The organism is Streptomyces milbemycinicus (genome assembly GCF_002154605.1).
Taxonomy (GTDB): domain Bacteria; phylum Actinomycetota; class Actinomycetes; order Streptomycetales; family Streptomycetaceae; genus Streptomyces; species Streptomyces milbemycinicus.
The window spans coordinates 21,276-39,194 of the sequence record NZ_MUNE01000035.1; the positions used below are offsets into that span (position 1 = coordinate 21,276).

The following is a 17,919-nucleotide window of genomic DNA, read 5'->3' on the forward strand; positions in this document are numbered from 1 at the left end:
GGCGGCACACGGCCGCCACGGCCTGCGGAGGGGGAGCGGGATTCGTGGAGGAACACAGGACGCCAGAGGCCCCGCGGCGGCGCGTCGCTGTCGGCGTCGATCTGGTCGAGGTCGCCCGCGTCCGGTCGCTGCTGGAGGACAATCCCGCGGCCGAGACCGAGCTCTTCACCACCAGGGAGATCCGCTACTGCGCGGGCAAGCGCAATCGGTACGCCCACCTTGCGGCCAGGTTCGCCGCCAAAGAGGCCGCGTTCAAGGCGCTGGGCACCGGCCTCGGCCCGGGTATGCGGTGGACCGACGTCGAGGTGGTCAACGAGCCCCTGGGCCGGCCCAGGCTGCGGCTGCACGGCACCGCCGCGCAGGCGGCCGGGGCGCCCGGCAGCTGGTCGGCTGAGATCTCCCTGACCCACACCGATGACTACGCGATGGCGCAGGCGATTCTCCTGCTCCCGCCGGCCGCCGACGAACCGGCCATGCGCCGGACGGCCACTGACGAAGGATCACCATGCGCTTCCATCTGATCGACCGCATCGACGCCCTCGATCCCCATCGCTCGGTCACCGCCCGCAAGCTGACCTCTCGCCAGGAGGAGTTCTGGCGCGACGAGGGGCGTGGCCCGGAGATGCCGGCCCCGCTGGTCCTGGAGGCCCTGTGCCAGGCGGGCACCTGGCTGATCATGGGATCCACCGGGCTGCGCCGCCGGGCCGCGCTGCTGTCCGCCGACTCCGTCTCCTTCCAGGGGGCGGTGCGCCCCGGAGACGTCCTGGTCATGTCCGGCCGGGTGGAGTCGTTCGGGGAGGACACCGCCGTGCTCAGCGGCACGGTCACGGTCGGCGACCGCACCGTGCTGAGCGCCGACGCCATCATGTGCGCCCTCATCCCCACCGAAGACCTTGAGGATCCGCAGGACGTACGGCGGATGTACGACCGGCTGACGCGCGGCGCCACGATCACCGGCGGCGCGCTCAAGGAGGCCGTCGCATGAGGCGCGTGGCGATCACCGGCATCGGCGCGGTCACCCCCGTCGGCCTGGACGCGACCGCCACCTGGTCCGCCCTCGCCGCCGGACGCAGCGGCGTGAGCCGCCTGGAGACCTTCGACGCGAGCAGCTTCCCGGTCCGGATCGCCGGTCAGGTCAAGGGGTTTGTGCCGGAGCGGGCGGTGCCCGACCCGCGCGAGCGCAGGCATCTGTCCCGGGCCGCCCTGTTCGCGCTCGCCGCGACCCGCGAGGCGCTGTGCGACGCGGGAGACGGCTGGCAGGACACCGACCCCTACCGGCGCGGCGCGGCCGTCGGCGGCACGGTGGGCCGTCCCGAGCTCCAGGAACTGGTGGACATGTCCCATCTGCTGGAGTCCACCGGACAGCGGGAGTTCTACCGCCAGGCGCCCGGCGACGTCCTGCTCCGCGATCAGAACGTGGGCGCGGTGGCCGTCGCCCGCGCCGGCGGCTGCCAGGGGCCGCTGATCAGCGTGAGCACCGCGTGCGCCGGGTCGGCCCACGCCATCGGCGAGGCCTTCCGCCGGATCCAGGAAGGCGAGTGCCGGATGATGCTCGCCGGCGGCTTCGACGCGCTGACCACCTGGATGGACGTGGTGGGTTTCTCCCTCCTGGGCGCCGTGACCGACCGCTGGAACCATGACCCTCGGCGGGCCTCCCGCCCCTTCGACGCCCAGCGCTCCGGCTTCGTCCTGGGCGAGGGCGCGGTCATCGCCGTCCTGGAGGACTGGGAGAGCGCCCGGGCGCGCGGTGCCCGGATCCACGCCGAACTCCTCGGCTACGGCTCCACGCTCAACGCCTACCGCATCACCGACTCCCCGCCCGACGGCGGCGGGGCCATCGGCGCCATGCAGGACGCGCTCACCGAATCGCGCCTCGACCCGTCCGCCGTCGACTATGTGGCCGCCCACGGTACGGGCACACCGGGGAACGACATCAGCGAGACCACCGCCATCAAGAAGGTGTTCGGCTCGCACGCCCGGGAGCTGTCGGTCAGCTCGCCCAAGTCCATGACCGGACACCTCACCTCCGCCGCGGCCGGGGTGAACCTCATCGCCGCGCTCGGCGCGCTGCGCGAGGGCGTGGTGCCGCCCACGGTCAACCTCGACCACCCCGACCCCAAGCTCGACCTCGACTATGTGCCGAACGTGGCGCGCCGCCGCCCGGTGCGGGCCGCACTGGTGAACGCCTTCGCCTTCGGCGGCACCAACGCCTCCTTCGCCCTCGGCCCCGGCGACGCGCGGCCCCACGACGGCACACGGTCCGAACAGGAAGGCAGGACAGCCGCATGACCGCGCTCGACGAGATCGTCGAGGTGTTCCCGGGGCTGCGGGCCACGGCTTTCACCAACGTCCCGCACACCCTCCCGGTCCTCGATACCCACTTCCCACGGTTCCCCGTGCTGCCCGGAGTGCTGATCCTCGACACGCTCGCCCAGGTCGCCGCCGTGGCGCTCGGGGCGGCCGGCGAGGGTCCGGGGCGATGGGGGCTCGCGGAGGCGCGGCGGATCCGCTTCCGCTACTACGTCACCCCCGGCGACCGGATGGAGACCACCGTGGACATCGCCGAGGTCACCGGGGACACCGCGCTGTGCACCGGCACCGTGCGGGTGGACGGCCGCTCCGTCACCACCGTGCGCGTTCTGCGTATGGCCCGCCGCGCCCCGCAGGACGCCCCGGCCGCGAGCGAGGGGACACCGGCGTGAAGCGCGTTGTGATCACTGGCGTCGGGCTGCTCACCGCGCTCGGCAAGGGACACCGGGAGACCTGGCGGAGCCTGCTGGAGGGACGGACCGCAATCGGGCCCATCCGGGGCTTCGACCCGGCGTCCTTCCGTACCCGACTGGCCGCGGAGATCGAGGACTTCCAGCCCACCGAATACGCCCACCGGCGCGCCTTGCGCACCACGACCCGCAATGACCGGCTCGCCATCGCCGGTGCGGCCCTCGCCGTCCGGGACGCGGGCCTGGACTTCGCCGACTACGACCCCGAGCGGGCCGCGGCCTTCGTCGGCGGCAACAAGGAAATCTCCAACCCCGAGCATCTGCTGACCGGCAGCCTGGCAGCCCGCAGGCCCGACGGCCGCGCCGACCTCGCCCTGCTGGGCGAGCGGGCCTCGTCCGCCTTCTACCCGCTGTACTACGTGGAAGGGCTCCAATCCGCCGCGCTGTACCACCTCTCGGCCGCCTACGGCCTCAAGGGGCCGAACGCCTACTTCCACGGGACGGCGGATGCCGGCGCCACCGCGATCGGGCGCGCCTACCGCTCCATCCGGCGCGGTGAGTCACAGGTGGCGCTCGCCGGCGGCTGCGATGACGCGGCCTCATGGTGGGTCACCTCCAAGATGGACGGCCTGGGAGTCCTCAGCACCCGCAACGACCTGGGCGCCCAGGCATTCCGGCCGTACGACGCGGACCGGTCCGGCTCCGTGCTCGGCGAGGGGGCGGCCTTCCTGGTGCTGGAGGAGCGCGAGGCGGCGCTCCGCCGCGGCGCCCACCTCTACGCCGAGATCAGCGGCTTCGGCTCCACGCTGGACAGCGCCCGGCTGCTCACCCCCGCCGAGGACGGCGCGCCGCTCGCCGCGGCGATGAGCCACGCTCTGGAGGAGGCGCGGACACCGCCCGAGGACGTGGACTACATCGCCACGCATGGCTGCGCCACCCGGCTGGGCGACGCCAGCGAGGCGCGCGCCCTGCGGCGGACGTTCACCGCGCCGGACCGTCGGCCGGTGGCCAGCAGCGTCAAGCCGGCGACCGGCCATCTGGTCGCCGCCGCCGGCGCGCTGAACGCCGCGGTGTGCGCGCTGGCCATCGACGGGGGCGCGGTGCCCCCGACGCTGAATCTCGACCGGCCCGACCCGGCCTGCCAGGGGCTGGACTGGGTCCCAGGACAGGCCCGGGAACTGCCGGTGCGCCATGCGCTGGCGCTGGCGCGCGGCCTGGAAGGACAGCAGGTCGCCCTGGCACTCACCGCCCCGGGGGACCGGTGAGAAGCCGCGCCGACGACCGCGTCGGCCGCACACACGACATCGGCGGCACAGCAGACAACGGAGGGGAGCCGATGGCCAGGCGGAACAAACGGGGACCTGTGACGAGGACCGTCACCACGGTGGCCGTGGTGGGCACCGGGGCGCTGACCTCCCAGGGGGCGGGAGCGGCGGCGCTGTGGGAGGGCGCGCGGGCCGGCCGGGTCGCCATCCGGCCCGTCCAGCACATCGATATGCGGGGGCTCGCCACCAAGCTCGGCGGCGAGGTCGAGGGGGCGCGGACCGCGCCCCGCGGCTATCGCAGGCCCGAGGGCCACCGCGAGCGGGCGCTCGACCTGGCCCTGGCCGCCGCCGAGGAGGCGCTTGCCGCGCTGGCGGCGCTGCCCGAGGGGACGGTGGCCCCGACCCGCTTCGGGTTGGTGCTGGGCACCTGCAACGCCGGGCTGCTCTCCGCGCGGGCCTGGCTGGACGCGGCGCGCCGGGGCGCGGCCCCCGACCCCAGGCTGCCACTGCTGGCCACGCCCCAGGCGCTCGCCGAGTCGGTGGCCGCGGCGTACGGACTGCGCGGCCCGGTGCTCGCGGTCAACACCGCCTGCGCCTCCGGGGCGAACGCCATCGGGCTCGGCGCGGACCTGGTGCGACAGGGCCGGGCGGACGCGGTGCTGGCGGGGGGCACCGACGCCTTCTCGGATGTCGTCTTCGCCGGGTTCAACGCCCTGGAGTCGCTGTCGCCCGAGCCCGCAGCGCCGTACTCGGCCGACCGGCAGGGCCTCTCGCTGGGCGAGGGCAGCGGCATGGTGCTGCTGGTGTCCACCGGGTTCGCGGCGGCGCACGGACTGCGCCCGCTGGCCGAAGTCGCCGGCTACGGCCTGTCCGCCGACGGCTATCACGTCACCGCGCCACACCCCGAGGGCGCCGGAGCGGCCCGGGCGATCGACTCTGCGCTGCGCCGGTCCGGTGTCGCGCCCGAGGACATCGGCTATGTCAACGGCCATGGCACCGGCACGCCCAAGAACGACCCGGCGGAGTCCGCCGCCATCGCCCGGGCGCTCGGTGAGAGCGCCGCGCACACCCCGGTCAGCAGCACCAAGTCCGTCATCGGGCATCTGCTCGGCGCGGCGGGGGCGGTGGAGGCCATCGTCACCGCACACGCCCTGGACGAGCAACTGGCCCCGCCCACCGCCGGATACACCCGGTCGGCCCCCGAGTGCCCGCTCGACTATGTGCCCGGTGCGGCGCGACCGCTGCACACCGACGCCGCGCTCTCCAACAACTTCGCCTTCGCCGGGGCCAACGCCGCCCTGGTGCTCACCCGCCCCGGCACCCACACCCCGCCCGTCCCCGACTGGGACCGTGTGGTGGTCACCGGAGTGTCAGTGCTCGGACCGGCAGGCGACGGGATCCAGGCGGCGCGCCGCGCGCTGCGGGCCGGCCAGGAGGCCGGCTCCCTGGAGGGTGGGCTGCGGCTCGGCCGCGTGGCGCTGGGCGACGAGGAGATCGCCCCGTATCTGACCCGGCGCCAGCGCCGCCGGATGGACCGGCTCGCGGTCCTCTCCATCGTGGCCACGGCCAAGGCACTGGCCGACGCCGGGCTGTCCGCCGACGAGAGCGTCGGGGTGGTCTTCGGCACCGGTACGGGCCCCATGGAGGCCATGGAGAAATTCGTCCTTCCGCTGCTGGAGGAGGGCGCCGCGGCCGCCGACCCGAGTGTCTTTCCGAACACGGTCTACAACCAGGCGGCCGGACAGGTGGCCACCCACCTCGGGCTGCGCGGCCCCACCTCCACCCTGTCGGTGGGCCACGCCACCGGCGCGGCCGCCGTCGCGTACACCGCGGATCTGCTGGCCGCCGGACACGCGGACGCGCTGGTGTGCACGGTCACCGACACGCTGACCGAGCAGGTCGCCCGCGCCTACACGGCCACCGGCGCGGCCTCCACCCGCCCGCCCGGCGCACCGGCCGACGGTCGCTTCACCCTCGCCGAGGGCAGCGTGGCCCTGGTCATGGAGCGGCTTTCGGCGGCCCGGGCGCGCGGCGCCACGGTGCTCGGCGAGGTCCTGGGCCACGGCATGGCCTCCGACGCCAGCCGGGCCCGGCTGTGGGACCCGCGAGGCCGCGGAATGGAGCTCGCCATGCGCCGTGCGCTCGCCGACGCCGGTCTTACGCCGCGGGACGTGGGCGGGGTGTGGCTGTCGGCCGCCGGGCTGACCGCGGCCGACCGGGCCGAGAGCGCGGCCGTGGAGCGGGTGTTCGGCAGCGACACCGCACCGCCGAGCCATGCGCCCAAGAGCGTGCTGGGCGAGCCGATGGGGGTCGGCGGCGCGCTGTGCCTCGCGCTGTCCCTGTGGTCGGGGGACACCCGGCCCGCCGGCCCCGCGGTGGTCAACAGCTCCTCGCTCGGCGGCAGTCATGTCTCCCTGGTGGTCGCCGCGGGCGACCCGCACGGGACCGGTGACCCCGGTGGCCCGGACAACGACGAAGGGGTAAACCAGTGAAGCTCTCAGGACAGATCGCCCTGGTGACCGGCGGTTCGCGCGGCATCGGCGCGGCGATCTGCCGCCGCCTCGCGGCGGAAGGGGCCTCGGTCGCCGTCAACTACCGCTCCTCCGAGGGCGAGGCCAAGGAGGTGGTCCGCTCCATCGAGGAGGCCGGCGGCACCGCCCTGGCGGTCCGCGGCGATGTGTCCGACCACACCGAGGCCGCGGCGGCGGTGCGGCGGGTCACCGAGGAACTGGGCGATCTGCACATGCTGGTGAACAACGCCGGCGTCGCCAAGGACGCCCTCATCTACAACATGGCGCCGGACGACTGGCTGGACGTCATGCGGATCAACTTCGGCGGCGTCTTCAACTGCACCCAGGCGGTTCTGCCGCACTTCATGGCCAAGGGCGAGGGCGTCATCGTCAATGTGTCCTCGGTGATGGGGGAGCGCGGCTGGGTGGGGGAGTCCAACTACGCCGCGTCCAAGGGCGCGGTCAACGCCTTCACCCGCTGCTGCGCCATGGAATCGGCCCGCTTCGGCATCCGGGTGAACGCCGTGCTGCCCGGCTTCTCGCCCACTGAGCTGGTGGCGGGGCTCACGGAGGGGGCCACCGGCAAGGGGATCCGCCGTCAGATACCGCAGCGCAGGTTCGGAACCGTCGAGGAGATCGCCGACGTGGTGTGCTTTCTGGCGGGCCCCGAGTCGCGCTATATGACCGGCTCGCTGGTCACCGTGGACGGCGGGGCGATGACCGCGCTGGGCCTCGGACGCCCTAACTAGGCCGCATCCCGGCCGGATGTATCCGGGCCGGACCGCGGCGGATCTGTAGGGGTGTGAGAGCGGGGGCGCCGCGTCGAGACGGCGCCCGACCGCACCGTATCCCCCACGCCGACCGGCAGTACTCAAACGTCACAGCACTCAAACGTCACAGCACTCAAACGTCACAGCACTCAATTGTCACTGACACAGGAGAGACCCTCACATGGACCGTACCCAGATCAGCGAAGCCGTCCAGAAGGCCGTCGTCGAGGCGGTGGGCGCCGAGCCGGAGGAGGTCGTTCCAGAGGCCACCCTGCTCGACGAGCTCGGGGCCGAGTCGATCGACCTGCTCGACATCCTCTTCCGCCTGGAGCGCTCGATCGGTGTCAAGATCCAGGCCGCCCAGCTCGCCGAGTATGTCCAGGGCGGCATCCCGGACGACGAGTTCGGCGACGAGAACGAGATCATCACCGAGCGCGGGCTGGCTCAGCTCAAGCGGGTGATGCCGCAGATCGATGTGGCCGAGCTGTCCGGCCGGCTCCAGGCCACCCAGGTCATGGGCCTGTTCACGGTGGACAACCTGGTCGATCTGGTGGTCGCCCAGGTCGAGGCCTCCGCCGCCACCGCGGCCGCGTGAGGGGACCACGGTGACCGCGATCCATATCGTCGGTACCGGCGGCTACCAGCCGGGCGATCCCATACCCACCAGTGAGATCGCCCGGCTCGCCGGCCCACTGCCCGAGGACGTCCTCCAGGGCCTGTCCATCGAGCGCCGTTACTGGATGATCGACCCCGCGACCGGCGAACACCGGGAGAACAACTCGGACATGGCCTACAAGGCCGCCGTGCGGGCCCTGGACTCCGCCGGGATCGAGCCCGGCGAGATCGACCTGATGATCCTGGCCACCGGCACCCCGGACTACCCGCTGCCGCCGCTGGTCAACTTCGTCCAGGACCGTCTGGGGCTGGAGCGGTGCGCGACCTTGGAGATCCGCTCCGGCGGCGCGGGCGTGGTGCAGGCCCTGGATATCGCGCGGATGTATCTGGCCGCCGGGGTGCACACCACCGCGCTGGTCATCGGCAGCGAGGCGATTTCGCCGGTGCTCGCTCCGATCTTCCTCGGCAAGGACCCCGAATCCATCCGGATGCGCGACCGCATGCCGCTGTACATGTTCGGCGACGGGGCGGGGGCCATGGTGCTGCGGGCGCAGGACGGGCCCGGCGGGCTGCGGGGTGCGGCCTCCGCGTGCATCGGCGGCGGTCGCAAGCCCGGCATTCACTCGGTCGGCGGCGGCACCCATGCCCCGATCCATGAGCAGCTGAAGGCCAAGCGGCTGGTCGACCTGAAGGTCGATGTGGTGGGGGCGGGCGACTTCACCCCGGTCATGGTGACCGAGGCGATCAGCGGCACGCTGGCCCGTGCCGGTCTGGCCGTGGACACCGTCGATCTGTGCCTGGTGCCGGAGGGCAATGTCGGCTGGATGCTCGACTCGCTGCGCGAGGCGGGCCTTGACACCACCGAGTGGAAGGCCCTCGACGGCAAGATCATCGACAGCCTCTCCACCATGGGGGCGGTCGGCTGCGCCGCGGTCCCGCTCTTCCTGGACGACGCATGGCGCAGCGGCCGGGTCAAGCCCGGGGACCGGATCATGCTGGTCGGGGTGGAGAGCACCAAGTGGATCTACGCGGGCGCGGTCGTGGACTGGACAGCAGAGGCCCCGGCCTGAGACCGCAAGCCGACGACACAGGGGGCGTGACACCCATGGAGACCGCATCGGCCACCACCTCGGCTTCACCACGCTGGCGATCCATCACCCAGCAGCAATTCCGGCAGGTCATGGGCCAGTTCCTCACCGGTGTCACGATCGTGACGGCGCGGGCCGAGGACGGTCCGCACGGCACCACCGTCAACTCGTTCGCCTCGCTGTCCCTCGATCCACCGCTGATCATGGTCTGTCTGCGGGCCGGCTCCCGCACCGGCGCGGTGGTCGCGGCGGCCGGAGCGTTCACCGTGAACATCCTCAGCCGGGGCCAGGCGGAGCTCGGCGCCCGGTTCGCGGCCTCCGGCCGTCCGTCGGGCCATGAGGCGTTCGCCGGTATCCCACACCATCTGGGCGCAAGCGGCGCGCCGGTCCTCGCCGGCACGCTCGCACATCTCGAATGCCGGGTCAGGAAGACGGTCGCCGCGGGGGACCACACCCTCTTCATCGCCGAGGTGTTCGATCTCGACGCGGGCCCGGAATTCCTGGACATTCCCCCGCTCGCCTTTCATCAGGGGCGCTTTCTCACCATTCCTTGACAGAGCGCGGGGGCCGTGCGGGACACCGCGCACGGCCCCCCGTGTCTTTGCCTCGGCGTCACCTCGCCCATCAATTGAGGAGTTGGTTCTCATGAGCGCGATCGCCTTTCTCTTTCCCGGCCAGGGTTCCCAGCGCGTCGGCATGGGACACGATCTTGTCGCGCGCCACCCGGAGCTGCTGGACCGCTACTACCGGCCGGCCGACGAACTGCTGGGATTTCCGCTCTCCCGGCTGTGCTGGGAAGGCCCTCTGGAAGAGCTGCGGGACACCCGTATCACCCAGCCCGCCGTCTTTCTGACCAGCCTTGTCACCCTGGATGTGCTGCGCTCACGCGGCGTCGAGCCCGCGCTGGTCGCCGGGCACAGCCTGGGGGAGTACACGGCCCTGGTGTGTGCGGGGGTGCTCGACTGGCGCGATGCGCTGCGGCTGGTCCGGCGGCGCGGCGAGCTCATGGCCGCGGTCAACGAACGGACCCCGGGCGCCATGGCGGCGGTGATCGGGCTCGGTGCCCCGGCTGTGGAGAAGCTGTGCGCCTCGGTGGGGGCCGAGGACGGCGGGGTGGTCGAGGTGGCCAACTACAACGACCCCGGACAGCTGGTGATCTCGGGCACGGCGGCCGCCGTCCGGGCGACGGCGGCCGCGGCAAAGGAGGCCGGGGCGCAGAAGGTGGTGATCCTCGATGTGGGTGCACCCTTCCACTGCAGTCTGATGCGGGATGTGGAGGCTGCCTTCCGGGCCGACTTGGAGGCGGTCACCTTTCACGAGCCGCGCATTCCGGTCGTGGCCAATGTGACCGCCGGATATGTGCGCGGCGCGGACGGGGCGGTGGACGGGCTGCGCCGCCAGCTCGCCGGGTCGGTCCGCTGGACCGAGACCCTGGAGCGGCTGGCGGCGGACGGTGCCACGGCCTTTGTCGAAGTCGGGCCGGGGAAAGTGCTCACCGGCTTCGCCCGTGCGACCCGGCCGGAGATTCCGCAGTACGCCACGCGTGACGCACGCCAACTCGACCGGGCCATAAAAGCCCTGACGAGCAATGGTGAACCCGAACCCCCTGTTGTAGATTGAACCTCTGAATCTATAGGTGCACGACGGGCGCGGCTTTAGGACGCGCCCGCCGAGCGGGGGAGAAGGAGCCGGAACCATGGATCATGAGCAAGCGGAATTGCTGGGACGCCTGTCCGATGCTCTCGGTCCGGTGCCCAAGAGCGTGCTGGAAAACGCGCAATCAGTCTTCAGAGAAAACGCGTCTCGCCTTCCTGATGCCGACGGGGATTCGGAAGACGCGGCGGTGGACCGGAAGGACCAGGTCCACGAGAACCGGACGGCCCATGCTTCTCCTGCGTAGACCGCCGGCTCACGGCGAAGGCGCGTAGACCGGCCGCCCTGATGCGGGAGGCGAGCACGGTGTCGCTCTTGTGGACGCGGCCCTGATCCTGTAACAGCTTCTTCAAATGGGCCAGGCAGCGCGCACGCACCGGGCCCAGCGAGCCCCGCGGCATACCGAGCGTCTCGCTGATCTCGTCGTACGACATCGGCGGATCGGTCACCAGCAGCCCCAGAAGGGCCTGGCACTTGGGCGACAGCGCGCAGAACGCCGTCAGGACCTCGTCATCGCGCTCGCGGGCCAGCGCGACATCCTCCGGCAGCTCCCCGGCCACCTCCGGCCGGTCGAACGCCTCGGTGCCGCCGACCGGTACGCTGCGCCCCGACTTCTCCAGGTGCTTCAGGCTCTCCCGACGGGCCGAGGTGGAAATCCACTGGGCCAGCCGCTCCGGCGACCGGAGTTTGTCCAGGTGCTGAACGACGCGCAGCCAGGTCGCCTGGCTGACATCGCCGCAGTCGGCCGGGCTCAGCCGGTGTGAGCGGGCGATCGCCCAGATCAGCGGCGCATACCGCTCCACGATCTGATTCCAGCAGTCCTGATCCCCGGCAAGACAGCCGTCCACCAGATCGTTCAATGACCGTGCGTACACGTATCCCCCCGTGAACTTTCTTTTTTGGCTCCGGGCTGAATAGGTTCGATCGACACCTATTACTCCGGTTCGCCGCGAGGTGACCAAAACTCAAATTCACCTCAGCTACGAGTGTTTACTATAGAGCGGCGCCGACTGTGCCTGTCAACCGTCTCCGGGGGGCTGTGGAAATGTTGACTGGCGGGTAGCCAATCTACGGTGGATGCGCCGGGGTGCGCGCCCCGGCGCGGCGTCCGATAGTCGATCCTGTTTCGGTGCGGATTTCGTTTCGAATATGTGTCCGGTGTATCTGAAGCTAACATTCCGCTATCTGTGAAGCGGGGTCACCGTGCCCGCCACACAGACGCCACAGACGGACACCACAGAGAGGAGCCACACGATGAGTGAGACCGTGAACGAGCGAGGCGGGATGCAAGGCGGGATGCAAGGTGGGATCCGCGTCGCGCGCCTGGAGGATGTGCAGCCTGGCGAGATGACGACGGTCGAAGTGGAGGGCGTCAGGGTGCTCCTGGCGAACGTCGGGGGGACGGTCCGCGCCCTGCGCGACAGCTGCTCGCACGAAGAAGCCCCCTTGTCGGAGGGCGAGTTGGAGGGGGAGACGGTGGTCTGCCCCTGGCACTTCAGCAGCTTCTGCCTCCGCACGGGCGAGGCGCTGGAGATGCCCGCCGTGGACCCCGTAGAGGCCTACGCGGTCCACGTAGTGGACGGAGAAGTGTTCCTTTCTCGCCAGTGAACGTGGGGAACTGACGCGGGCGGCGTTCACTAAACGGAGGCGCTGTATCGTGTGCCTGAACGCCGGGTTTCTTGTCGAGCGGCGGAGTATCAGGGAGGGGGACGCGTGTCGCCAGGGGAAGCGCACGTCGCACCGTACTCACGGCGCGAGCGGCTGCGCATCGCGACCATCCGCGAGATCAAGGATGTCGCCCGGACGCTCCTGGTTCAGGAGGGCCCGGAGAACGTGACGATCCGGGCCATCGCCCGTGAGATGGGCATGACCGCGCCCGCCGTCTACCGCTACTTCAGCAGCCGTGACGCCCTGATCCTCCAGCTGCGTGTGGACATCTTCGCCGAGATGGCCCGTTATATGCGCGGTGTGATCGGGCGGCTCCCCGAGTCGGAGCCCGGCCGCGGGCTGATCGGCGGGGCGAGAGCGCTGCGCGTCTGGGCCATCAAGCATCCCCATGAGTTCGGGCTCATACTCGGCCCCTGGGCCCCGGGCCTGGGCCGGGAGGAGACCAAGCCCGACCGGAACATGGGCTGGGTCTTCGGCTCGGTGTTCTCCGACCTGATCTCGGACCTGTGGCGGGTGCGCGGCTTCCCCGCTCCCAATGAGGAAGAGCTCGACCCCGGGCTCGTACGGGCGCTTGTCGAGCTCAGCGAGGATCAGGGCGTCGAGATGCCCCCGGGTGCGCTCGCCGTGATGCTCCGCTGCTGGGTCCGGCTGTACGGGGTGATCTCGATGGAGGCCCTTGGCCATATGTCCTTCGCCCTCCAGGAGGGGAAGTCCTTCTTCGAGTTCGAGCTGCGCAACCTCTGTCTGATGCTGGACATCGAGGAGTTCTACGAGGAGGACACGGCCCAGGGGGCCTAGGGGATCCATGGACGATCACCTAGGGGATCACCTAGGGCCGCCTCGGGGTACATCGCGGCACGTTTGTACACCGAGAGGCGTAAGCTGTACCGGTGCCCATCCGGGCACGCCGAACCTGTGTCACTGTCCCCTGTGAGTGGGGTGCGGCGTCGAGCGCCCTTGACGTGGCGGGCGCGGCGTGTCCGCATCGTGTCGACCCTGGCAACCGGTGTAGAACGGGGGATGTGACGGCATTGGCTACCCGGCCCATCTCCAGCTCTCCCACAGGGCCCGGTCACCCGGGCCCGGGCGGAGACCTGGTCCTTGCCCGTACGCCTGGCTGTCCACGGTGACCGTGGAGGACGAGCGCAGCGGGTCCCATAGCACGTCCAGCGGTCCCCTCGACGGGCAGGAGGCCGCCCGGGCCGTACTCGACAAGGCCGCGCACGAGAACTTTCCCGTCGCCCCCTTCTTCCTTCCCCGCGCCTGGCGGGCCGACCTCATGGCGATCTACGGCTACGCCCGTCTGGTCGACGACATCGGCGACGGCGACCTTCCCCCCGGCGGCTCGGACGCCGAGCTGCTGGGCCTCGACCGCGACCGGGCCGACGATCCGCTCATGATGCTCGACGCGTTCGAGAAGGACCTGTGGCGCGTCTTCGGCGAGCCGGGCGGTACGGGCGGCGCGAGCGGTACGGGCGGCGCGGCCGGCACCGGCAGCGTGTCCCCGGACCCCCGCCATCCGCTGCTGCGCGCGCTGCGCCCCACGGTCCGCCGCCACCGGCTGCCCCCCGAGCCGTTCCTCGGCCTGATCGAGGCGAACCGGCAGGACCAGCGGGTGCGCCGGTACGAAACCTATGAGGACCTGCTCGGCTACTGCGAGCTGTCCGCCAACCCGGTGGGCCGGCTGGTGCTCGGTGTGACCGGCACCACCAGCCCCGAGCGGGTCCGCCGCTCCGACTCGATCTGCACCGCGCTCCAGATCGTGGAACATCTGCAGGACGTCGCCGAGGACCTTCGCCGCGACCGCGTCTATCTGCCCGCCGAGGACATGAAGAGTTTCGGGGTGACGGAGGCCGATCTCGCCGCCCCCACGGCCGGCGCCCCGGTGCGCGCCCTGATCGCCCATGAAGCGGCCCGCGCCGAAACCCTGCTGAATGAAGGGACCCCCCTCGTGGGTAGCGTCCACGGCAGGCTCAAGTGGTTGCTCGCCGGGTTCGTGGCAGGGGGACGGGCCGCTCTGAGGGCGGTCGCGGCCGCGGGATACGACGTACTGCCTGGACCGCCCAGACCCACCAAGCTCAGCCTGCTGCGCGAGGTGGGGGCGACACTGCGAAGAGAGGGGTGAGCCGGACCGTGACCGGAGCTCCGCACGCGTCCGCACCAGTGCTCGCGGCGTACCGGTACTGCGAGGCCGTGACCGGGCAGCAGGCGCGTAACTTCGCGTACGGCATCAGGCTGCTGCCCACCGAGAAGCGCCGGGCGATGTCCGCGCTCTACGCCTTCTCGCGCCGCGTCGACGACATCGGGGACGGCCGCCTGGACGCCGACGCCAAGCGGGCGCGGCTGGCCGACACCCGCGCCGTGCTCGACCGCATCAGGGACCGCGGGATCGAGGAGGACGACACCGACCCGGTCGCCGTTGCGCTCGCGCATGCCGCGCGCCGCTTCCCGATCCCGCTGGGCGGGCTCGACGAGCTGATCGACGGCGTGCTGATGGATGTGTCCGGCCAGACCTATGAGACCTGGGACGATCTCAGGGCCTACTGCCGCTGTGTCGCGGGCGCCATCGGGCGGCTCTCCCTCGGCGTCTTCGGGACCGTGCGCGCCCCCGGGATGAGCGCGCGCGAGATCGAGCGCGCCCCCGAGTACGCCGATACGCTCGGCCTGGCCCTGCAGCTCACCAACATCCTCCGGGACATCCGCGAGGACGCCTCCGGCGGCCGCACCTATCTGCCCGCCGACGACCTCGCCAAGTTCGGCTGCCCGACCGGCATCCACGCCTCCATCGCCCCGCCGGACGCCGACTTCACCGGACTGGTGCAGTTCGAGGTCCGGCGGGCCAGAGCCCTGTTCGCCGAGGGCTACAAGCTGCTGCCGATGCTGGACCGCCGCAGCGGCGCCTGCGTGGCCGCCATGGCCGGTATCTACCGAAGGCTCCTGGAGCGCATCGCCCGCGACCCGGAGGCCGTGCTGCGCGGCCGGGTCTCGCTTCCCGGCCGCGAGAAGGTGTACGTCGCCGTCCGCGGCCTGGCCGGGCTCGACGCCCGGGCCGCCGCCCGCCGCGGCGCCGGGGGACGGTCATGACCCTCCCGGCGGACCCGCATCCACGCCGCACAAGCCCGAACCCAAGCGCACCCCCTGAGCCGACCCCACGCCCCCAGGCCGATCCCGGCCCGCGCGGTGCAGAGACGGCAGGCCGCCTCCTCGGGGCGGCCGTGCCGTCGCGGAAGCAGGCGGGCGGTCCGGGCGCGGGCGGCGGCCGGTCACGGGGGTCCGTGGTCGTCGTGGGCGGCGGGCTGGCGGGCACCACGGCGGCGCTCGCGCTCGCCGACGCCGGGCTGCGTGTGACCGTGCTGGAGGGGCGCCCCCGGCTGGGCGGGCTCGCCTTCTCCTTCCGCCGCCCGTCCCCCGTGGGCGAGCTGACCGTCGACAACGGCCAGCATGTGTATCTGCGCTGCTGCTCCGCCTACCGGTGGTTCCTCGACCGGGTCGGCGGCTCCCGGCTCGCCCCGCTGCAGGGCAGGCTCGACGTGCCCGTCCTGGACGCCGACGGGCGGCCGGGTCGGCGGCTCGGCCGGCTGCGCCGCGCCGCCCTGCCCGTACCGCTGCACCTGGCCGCGAGCCTCGCCACCTATCCGCACCTCTCGCTGGCCGAGCGCGCCCAGGTGGGGCGTGCCGCGCTTGCCCTGGGGCGGCTCGACCCGACCGACCCGGCCCTGGACGGGGTGGACTTCGGCGACTGGCTGCGCCGCCATGGACAGTCGCCGCGCGCCGTGGAGGCGCTGTGGGACCTGGTCGGGGTCGCCACGCTCAACGCCACCGCCCGCGACGCCTCGCTCGGCCTGGCCGCGATGGTCTTCAAGACCGGGCTGCTCTCCCGCCCCGGCGCGGCCGATATCGGCTGGGCCCGCACCCCCCTCGGCGAGCTGCACGACACCCTCGCCCGCGCGGCCCTGGACAAGGCCGGCGTGGTCTGCGAGCTGCGCACGAAAGTGACCGCCGTCGCCCGCACCGCCGAGGGCCGCTGGAGCGTGCACACGGCGGGCGGCGCGCCGCTGGAGGCGGACGCGGTGGTGCTGGCCGTACCGCAGCGCGAGGCCCACGCCCTGCTTCCCGAGGGCGCCCTGGACGCCCCGGACCGGCTGCTGCGCATCGGCACGGCGCCGATCCTGAACATCCATGTGGTTTACGATCGCAAAGTCATGCGCCGCCCCTTCTTCGCCGCGATCGGCACCCCCGTCCAGTGGGTCTTCGACCGCACCGACGCCTCCGGCCTGGCGAAGCTCCCCGGGGCGGGGGACAGCCAGTACCTGGCGCTGTCCCAGTCCGCGGCGCACCAGGAGATCGAGCTCCCGGCCGCCGAGCTGCGCGCCCGCTATCTGCCCGAGCTGGAGCGGCTGCTGCCCGCTGCCCGCGGCGCCGCGGTGCGCGACTTCTTCGTCACCCGCGAGCGCACCGCGACCTTCGCCCCCACCCCCGGCGTCGGGCGGCTGCGCCCCGACGCCCCCACGAACGCGCCCGGCCTGTATCTGGCCGGGGCGTGGACCGCCACCGGCTGGCCCGCGACCATGGAGGGCGCCGTGCGCAGTGGGCTGTCCGCCGCCCGTACGGCCCTCTGCGACCTCGGCCGCCCGCATCGCGACCCGCCCCCCGCCTCCGGCCGGGGGACCCCCAAGGAGGCGGCATGAGCACCACCGCACAGAACCAAGGAGAAACCGTGACCCCGGCGACCCCAGCAGCCGACACCGCAGGCGTGATCGCGCTGCTCGAGCGCGGACGCACGCTGGCCACGCCGGTGCTGCGCGCCGCCGTGGACCGGCTGGCCTCGCCCATGGACACCGTGGCCGCCTACCACTTCGGCTGGATCGACGCCCAGGGCCGCCCGGCCGCGGGCGACGGCGGCAAGGCCGTCCGCCCCGCCCTCGCGCTGCTGTCCGCCGAGGTGGCGGGCCAGGCCCCCGAGGTGGGGGTGCCCGGCGCGGTCGCGGTGGAGCTGGTGCACAACTTCTCGCTGCTGCACGACGACCTGATGGACGGTGACGAGCAGCGCCGCCACCGCGACACCGTCTGGAAGGTGCACGGACCGGCGCAGGCCATCCTCGTCGGGGACGCGCTGTTCGCCCTGGCCGGCGAGATACTGCTCGAACTGGGCACGGTGGAGGCCGGGCGCGCCACCCGCCGGCTCACCTCCGCGACCCGCAAGCTCATCGACGGCCAGGCCCAGGACATCAGCTACGAGCACCGCGAGCGGGTCACCGTCGCGGAGTGCCTGGAGATGGAGGGCAACAAAACCGGCGCGCTGCTCGCCTGTGCCGCCTCCATCGGCGCGGTCCTCGGCGGCGCCGACGACCGTACGGCTGACACCCTGGAGCGGTACGGCTACCACCTCGGGCTCGCCTTCCAGGCCGTGGACGATCTGCTCGGCATCTGGGGCGACCCCGACGCCACGGGCAAGCAGACCTGGAGCGATCTGCGCCAGCGCAAGAAGTCGCTGCCGGTGGTGGCCGCCCTCGACGCGGGCGGCGAACTCCTCCTCGTCGAAGTCGGCGAACTCGGCCTCGGTCTTCTTGGCGTCGGCCGCGAGCAGCCGGGCCAGGCGCTCGGACGCCTCGCCGCCCGCGTCGAGGGCG

Annotated in this window: 18 protein-coding genes; 17 read left to right on the forward strand and 1 reads right to left on the reverse strand. The window is 72.3% G+C overall.

The genetic code is table 11. The features are described from left to right. Positions 1 to 44 precede the first annotated feature (44 nt). The 11 genes from acpS (at position 45) to fabD (ending at position 10,588) form a co-directional block, all read left to right on the forward strand. Positions 45 to 521, forward strand: a complete 477-nt coding sequence (acpS, locus tag CCN51_RS02870; protein WP_014175202.1) for a holo-ACP synthase — start codon at positions 45 to 47, stop codon at positions 519 to 521. After that, positions 506 to 985: a hotdog domain-containing protein gene (locus CCN51_RS02875; RefSeq protein WP_014175201.1), complete on the forward strand. Its 480-nt coding sequence runs from the start codon at positions 506 to 508 to the stop codon at positions 983 to 985. Before acpS ends, CCN51_RS02875 begins: the two co-directional genes overlap by 16 nt. Further along, positions 982 to 2,289, forward strand: coding sequence for a beta-ketoacyl-[acyl-carrier-protein] synthase family protein (locus CCN51_RS02880; protein ID WP_014175200.1), 1,308 nt, complete (start codon positions 982 to 984; stop codon positions 2,287 to 2,289). The genes CCN51_RS02875 and CCN51_RS02880 overlap by 4 nt, the downstream gene beginning before the upstream one ends. After that, positions 2,286 to 2,702, forward strand: a complete 417-nt coding sequence (locus tag CCN51_RS02885) for a 3-hydroxyacyl-ACP dehydratase FabZ family protein (RefSeq protein ID WP_014175199.1) — start codon at positions 2,286 to 2,288, stop codon at positions 2,700 to 2,702. Before CCN51_RS02880 ends, CCN51_RS02885 begins: the two co-directional genes overlap by 4 nt. Then, on the forward strand, positions 2,699 to 3,985 hold the full coding sequence (locus tag CCN51_RS02890; RefSeq protein WP_014175198.1) for a beta-ketoacyl-[acyl-carrier-protein] synthase family protein: 1,287 nt from the start codon (positions 2,699 to 2,701) through the stop codon (positions 3,983 to 3,985). Before CCN51_RS02885 ends, CCN51_RS02890 begins: the two co-directional genes overlap by 4 nt. Before the next feature lie 98 nt (positions 3,986 to 4,083). Next, entirely contained in the window at positions 4,084 to 6,477 is a 2,394-nt protein-coding gene (locus tag CCN51_RS02895) for a beta-ketoacyl-[acyl-carrier-protein] synthase family protein (protein ID WP_238545335.1), read from the forward strand. Next, positions 6,474 to 7,244 carry an SDR family NAD(P)-dependent oxidoreductase gene (locus tag CCN51_RS02900; RefSeq protein ID WP_014175196.1) on the forward strand — a complete coding sequence of 257 codons (771 nt, stop codon included), beginning with the start codon at positions 6,474 to 6,476 and terminating at the stop codon, positions 7,242 to 7,244. The genes CCN51_RS02895 and CCN51_RS02900 overlap by 4 nt, the downstream gene beginning before the upstream one ends. A 202-nt stretch (positions 7,245 to 7,446) precedes the next feature. Continuing rightward, positions 7,447 to 7,860 carry an acyl carrier protein gene (locus tag CCN51_RS02905; protein WP_014175195.1) on the forward strand — a complete coding sequence of 138 codons (414 nt, stop codon included), beginning with the start codon at positions 7,447 to 7,449 and terminating at the stop codon, positions 7,858 to 7,860. A gap of 10 nt (positions 7,861 to 7,870) precedes the next feature. Next, positions 7,871 to 8,950 carry a 3-oxoacyl-ACP synthase III family protein gene (locus CCN51_RS02910; protein WP_014175194.1) on the forward strand — a complete coding sequence of 360 codons (1,080 nt, stop codon included), beginning with the start codon at positions 7,871 to 7,873 and terminating at the stop codon, positions 8,948 to 8,950. A 35-nt stretch (positions 8,951 to 8,985) separates the two neighbouring features. Next, positions 8,986 to 9,522 carry a flavin reductase family protein gene (locus CCN51_RS02915; RefSeq protein ID WP_014175193.1) on the forward strand — a complete coding sequence of 179 codons (537 nt, stop codon included), beginning with the start codon at positions 8,986 to 8,988 and terminating at the stop codon, positions 9,520 to 9,522. 91 nt (positions 9,523 to 9,613) lie between these two features. Beyond that, positions 9,614 to 10,588, forward strand: coding sequence for an ACP S-malonyltransferase (gene fabD, locus CCN51_RS02920; protein WP_014175192.1), 975 nt, complete (start codon positions 9,614 to 9,616; stop codon positions 10,586 to 10,588). Between the two features lie 167 nt (positions 10,589 to 10,755). On the opposite strand, the gene CCN51_RS02925 is transcribed toward fabD, so the two are convergent. Beyond that, on the reverse strand, positions 10,756 to 11,583 hold the full coding sequence (locus tag CCN51_RS02925) for an RNA polymerase sigma factor (protein ID WP_245881567.1): 828 nt from the start codon (positions 11,581 to 11,583) through the stop codon (positions 10,756 to 10,758). Positions 11,584 to 11,875: 292 nt separating this feature from the next. Between CCN51_RS02925 and CCN51_RS02930 the strand changes: the two genes are divergently transcribed. The 6 genes from CCN51_RS02930 to CCN51_RS02955 all read left to right on the forward strand — a co-directional run. After that, positions 11,876 to 12,229, forward strand: coding sequence for a Rieske (2Fe-2S) protein (locus CCN51_RS02930; protein WP_014175190.1), 354 nt, complete (start codon positions 11,876 to 11,878; stop codon positions 12,227 to 12,229). 105 nt (positions 12,230 to 12,334) lie between these two features. After that, positions 12,335 to 13,087, forward strand: coding sequence for a TetR/AcrR family transcriptional regulator (locus CCN51_RS02935; RefSeq protein WP_014175189.1), 753 nt, complete (start codon positions 12,335 to 12,337; stop codon positions 13,085 to 13,087). A gap of 334 nt (positions 13,088 to 13,421) precedes the next feature. Beyond that, positions 13,422 to 14,414, forward strand: coding sequence for a squalene synthase HpnC (hpnC, locus tag CCN51_RS02940; RefSeq protein ID WP_014175188.1), 993 nt, complete (start codon positions 13,422 to 13,424; stop codon positions 14,412 to 14,414). Then, positions 14,411 to 15,373: a presqualene diphosphate synthase HpnD gene (gene hpnD / locus CCN51_RS02945; protein WP_043486463.1), complete on the forward strand. Its 963-nt coding sequence runs from the start codon at positions 14,411 to 14,413 to the stop codon at positions 15,371 to 15,373. The genes hpnC and hpnD overlap by 4 nt, the downstream gene beginning before the upstream one ends. 191 nt (positions 15,374 to 15,564) lie before the next feature. Continuing rightward, positions 15,565 to 16,977: a hydroxysqualene dehydroxylase HpnE gene (hpnE, locus tag CCN51_RS02950; RefSeq protein WP_014175186.1), complete on the forward strand. Its 1,413-nt coding sequence runs from the start codon at positions 15,565 to 15,567 to the stop codon at positions 16,975 to 16,977. Then, positions 16,974 to 17,919, forward strand: a 946-nt coding sequence (locus CCN51_RS02955; RefSeq protein WP_245881568.1) for a polyprenyl synthetase family protein, incomplete at its 3' end; no start/stop codon positions are given. The genes hpnE and CCN51_RS02955, both read left to right, overlap by 4 nt.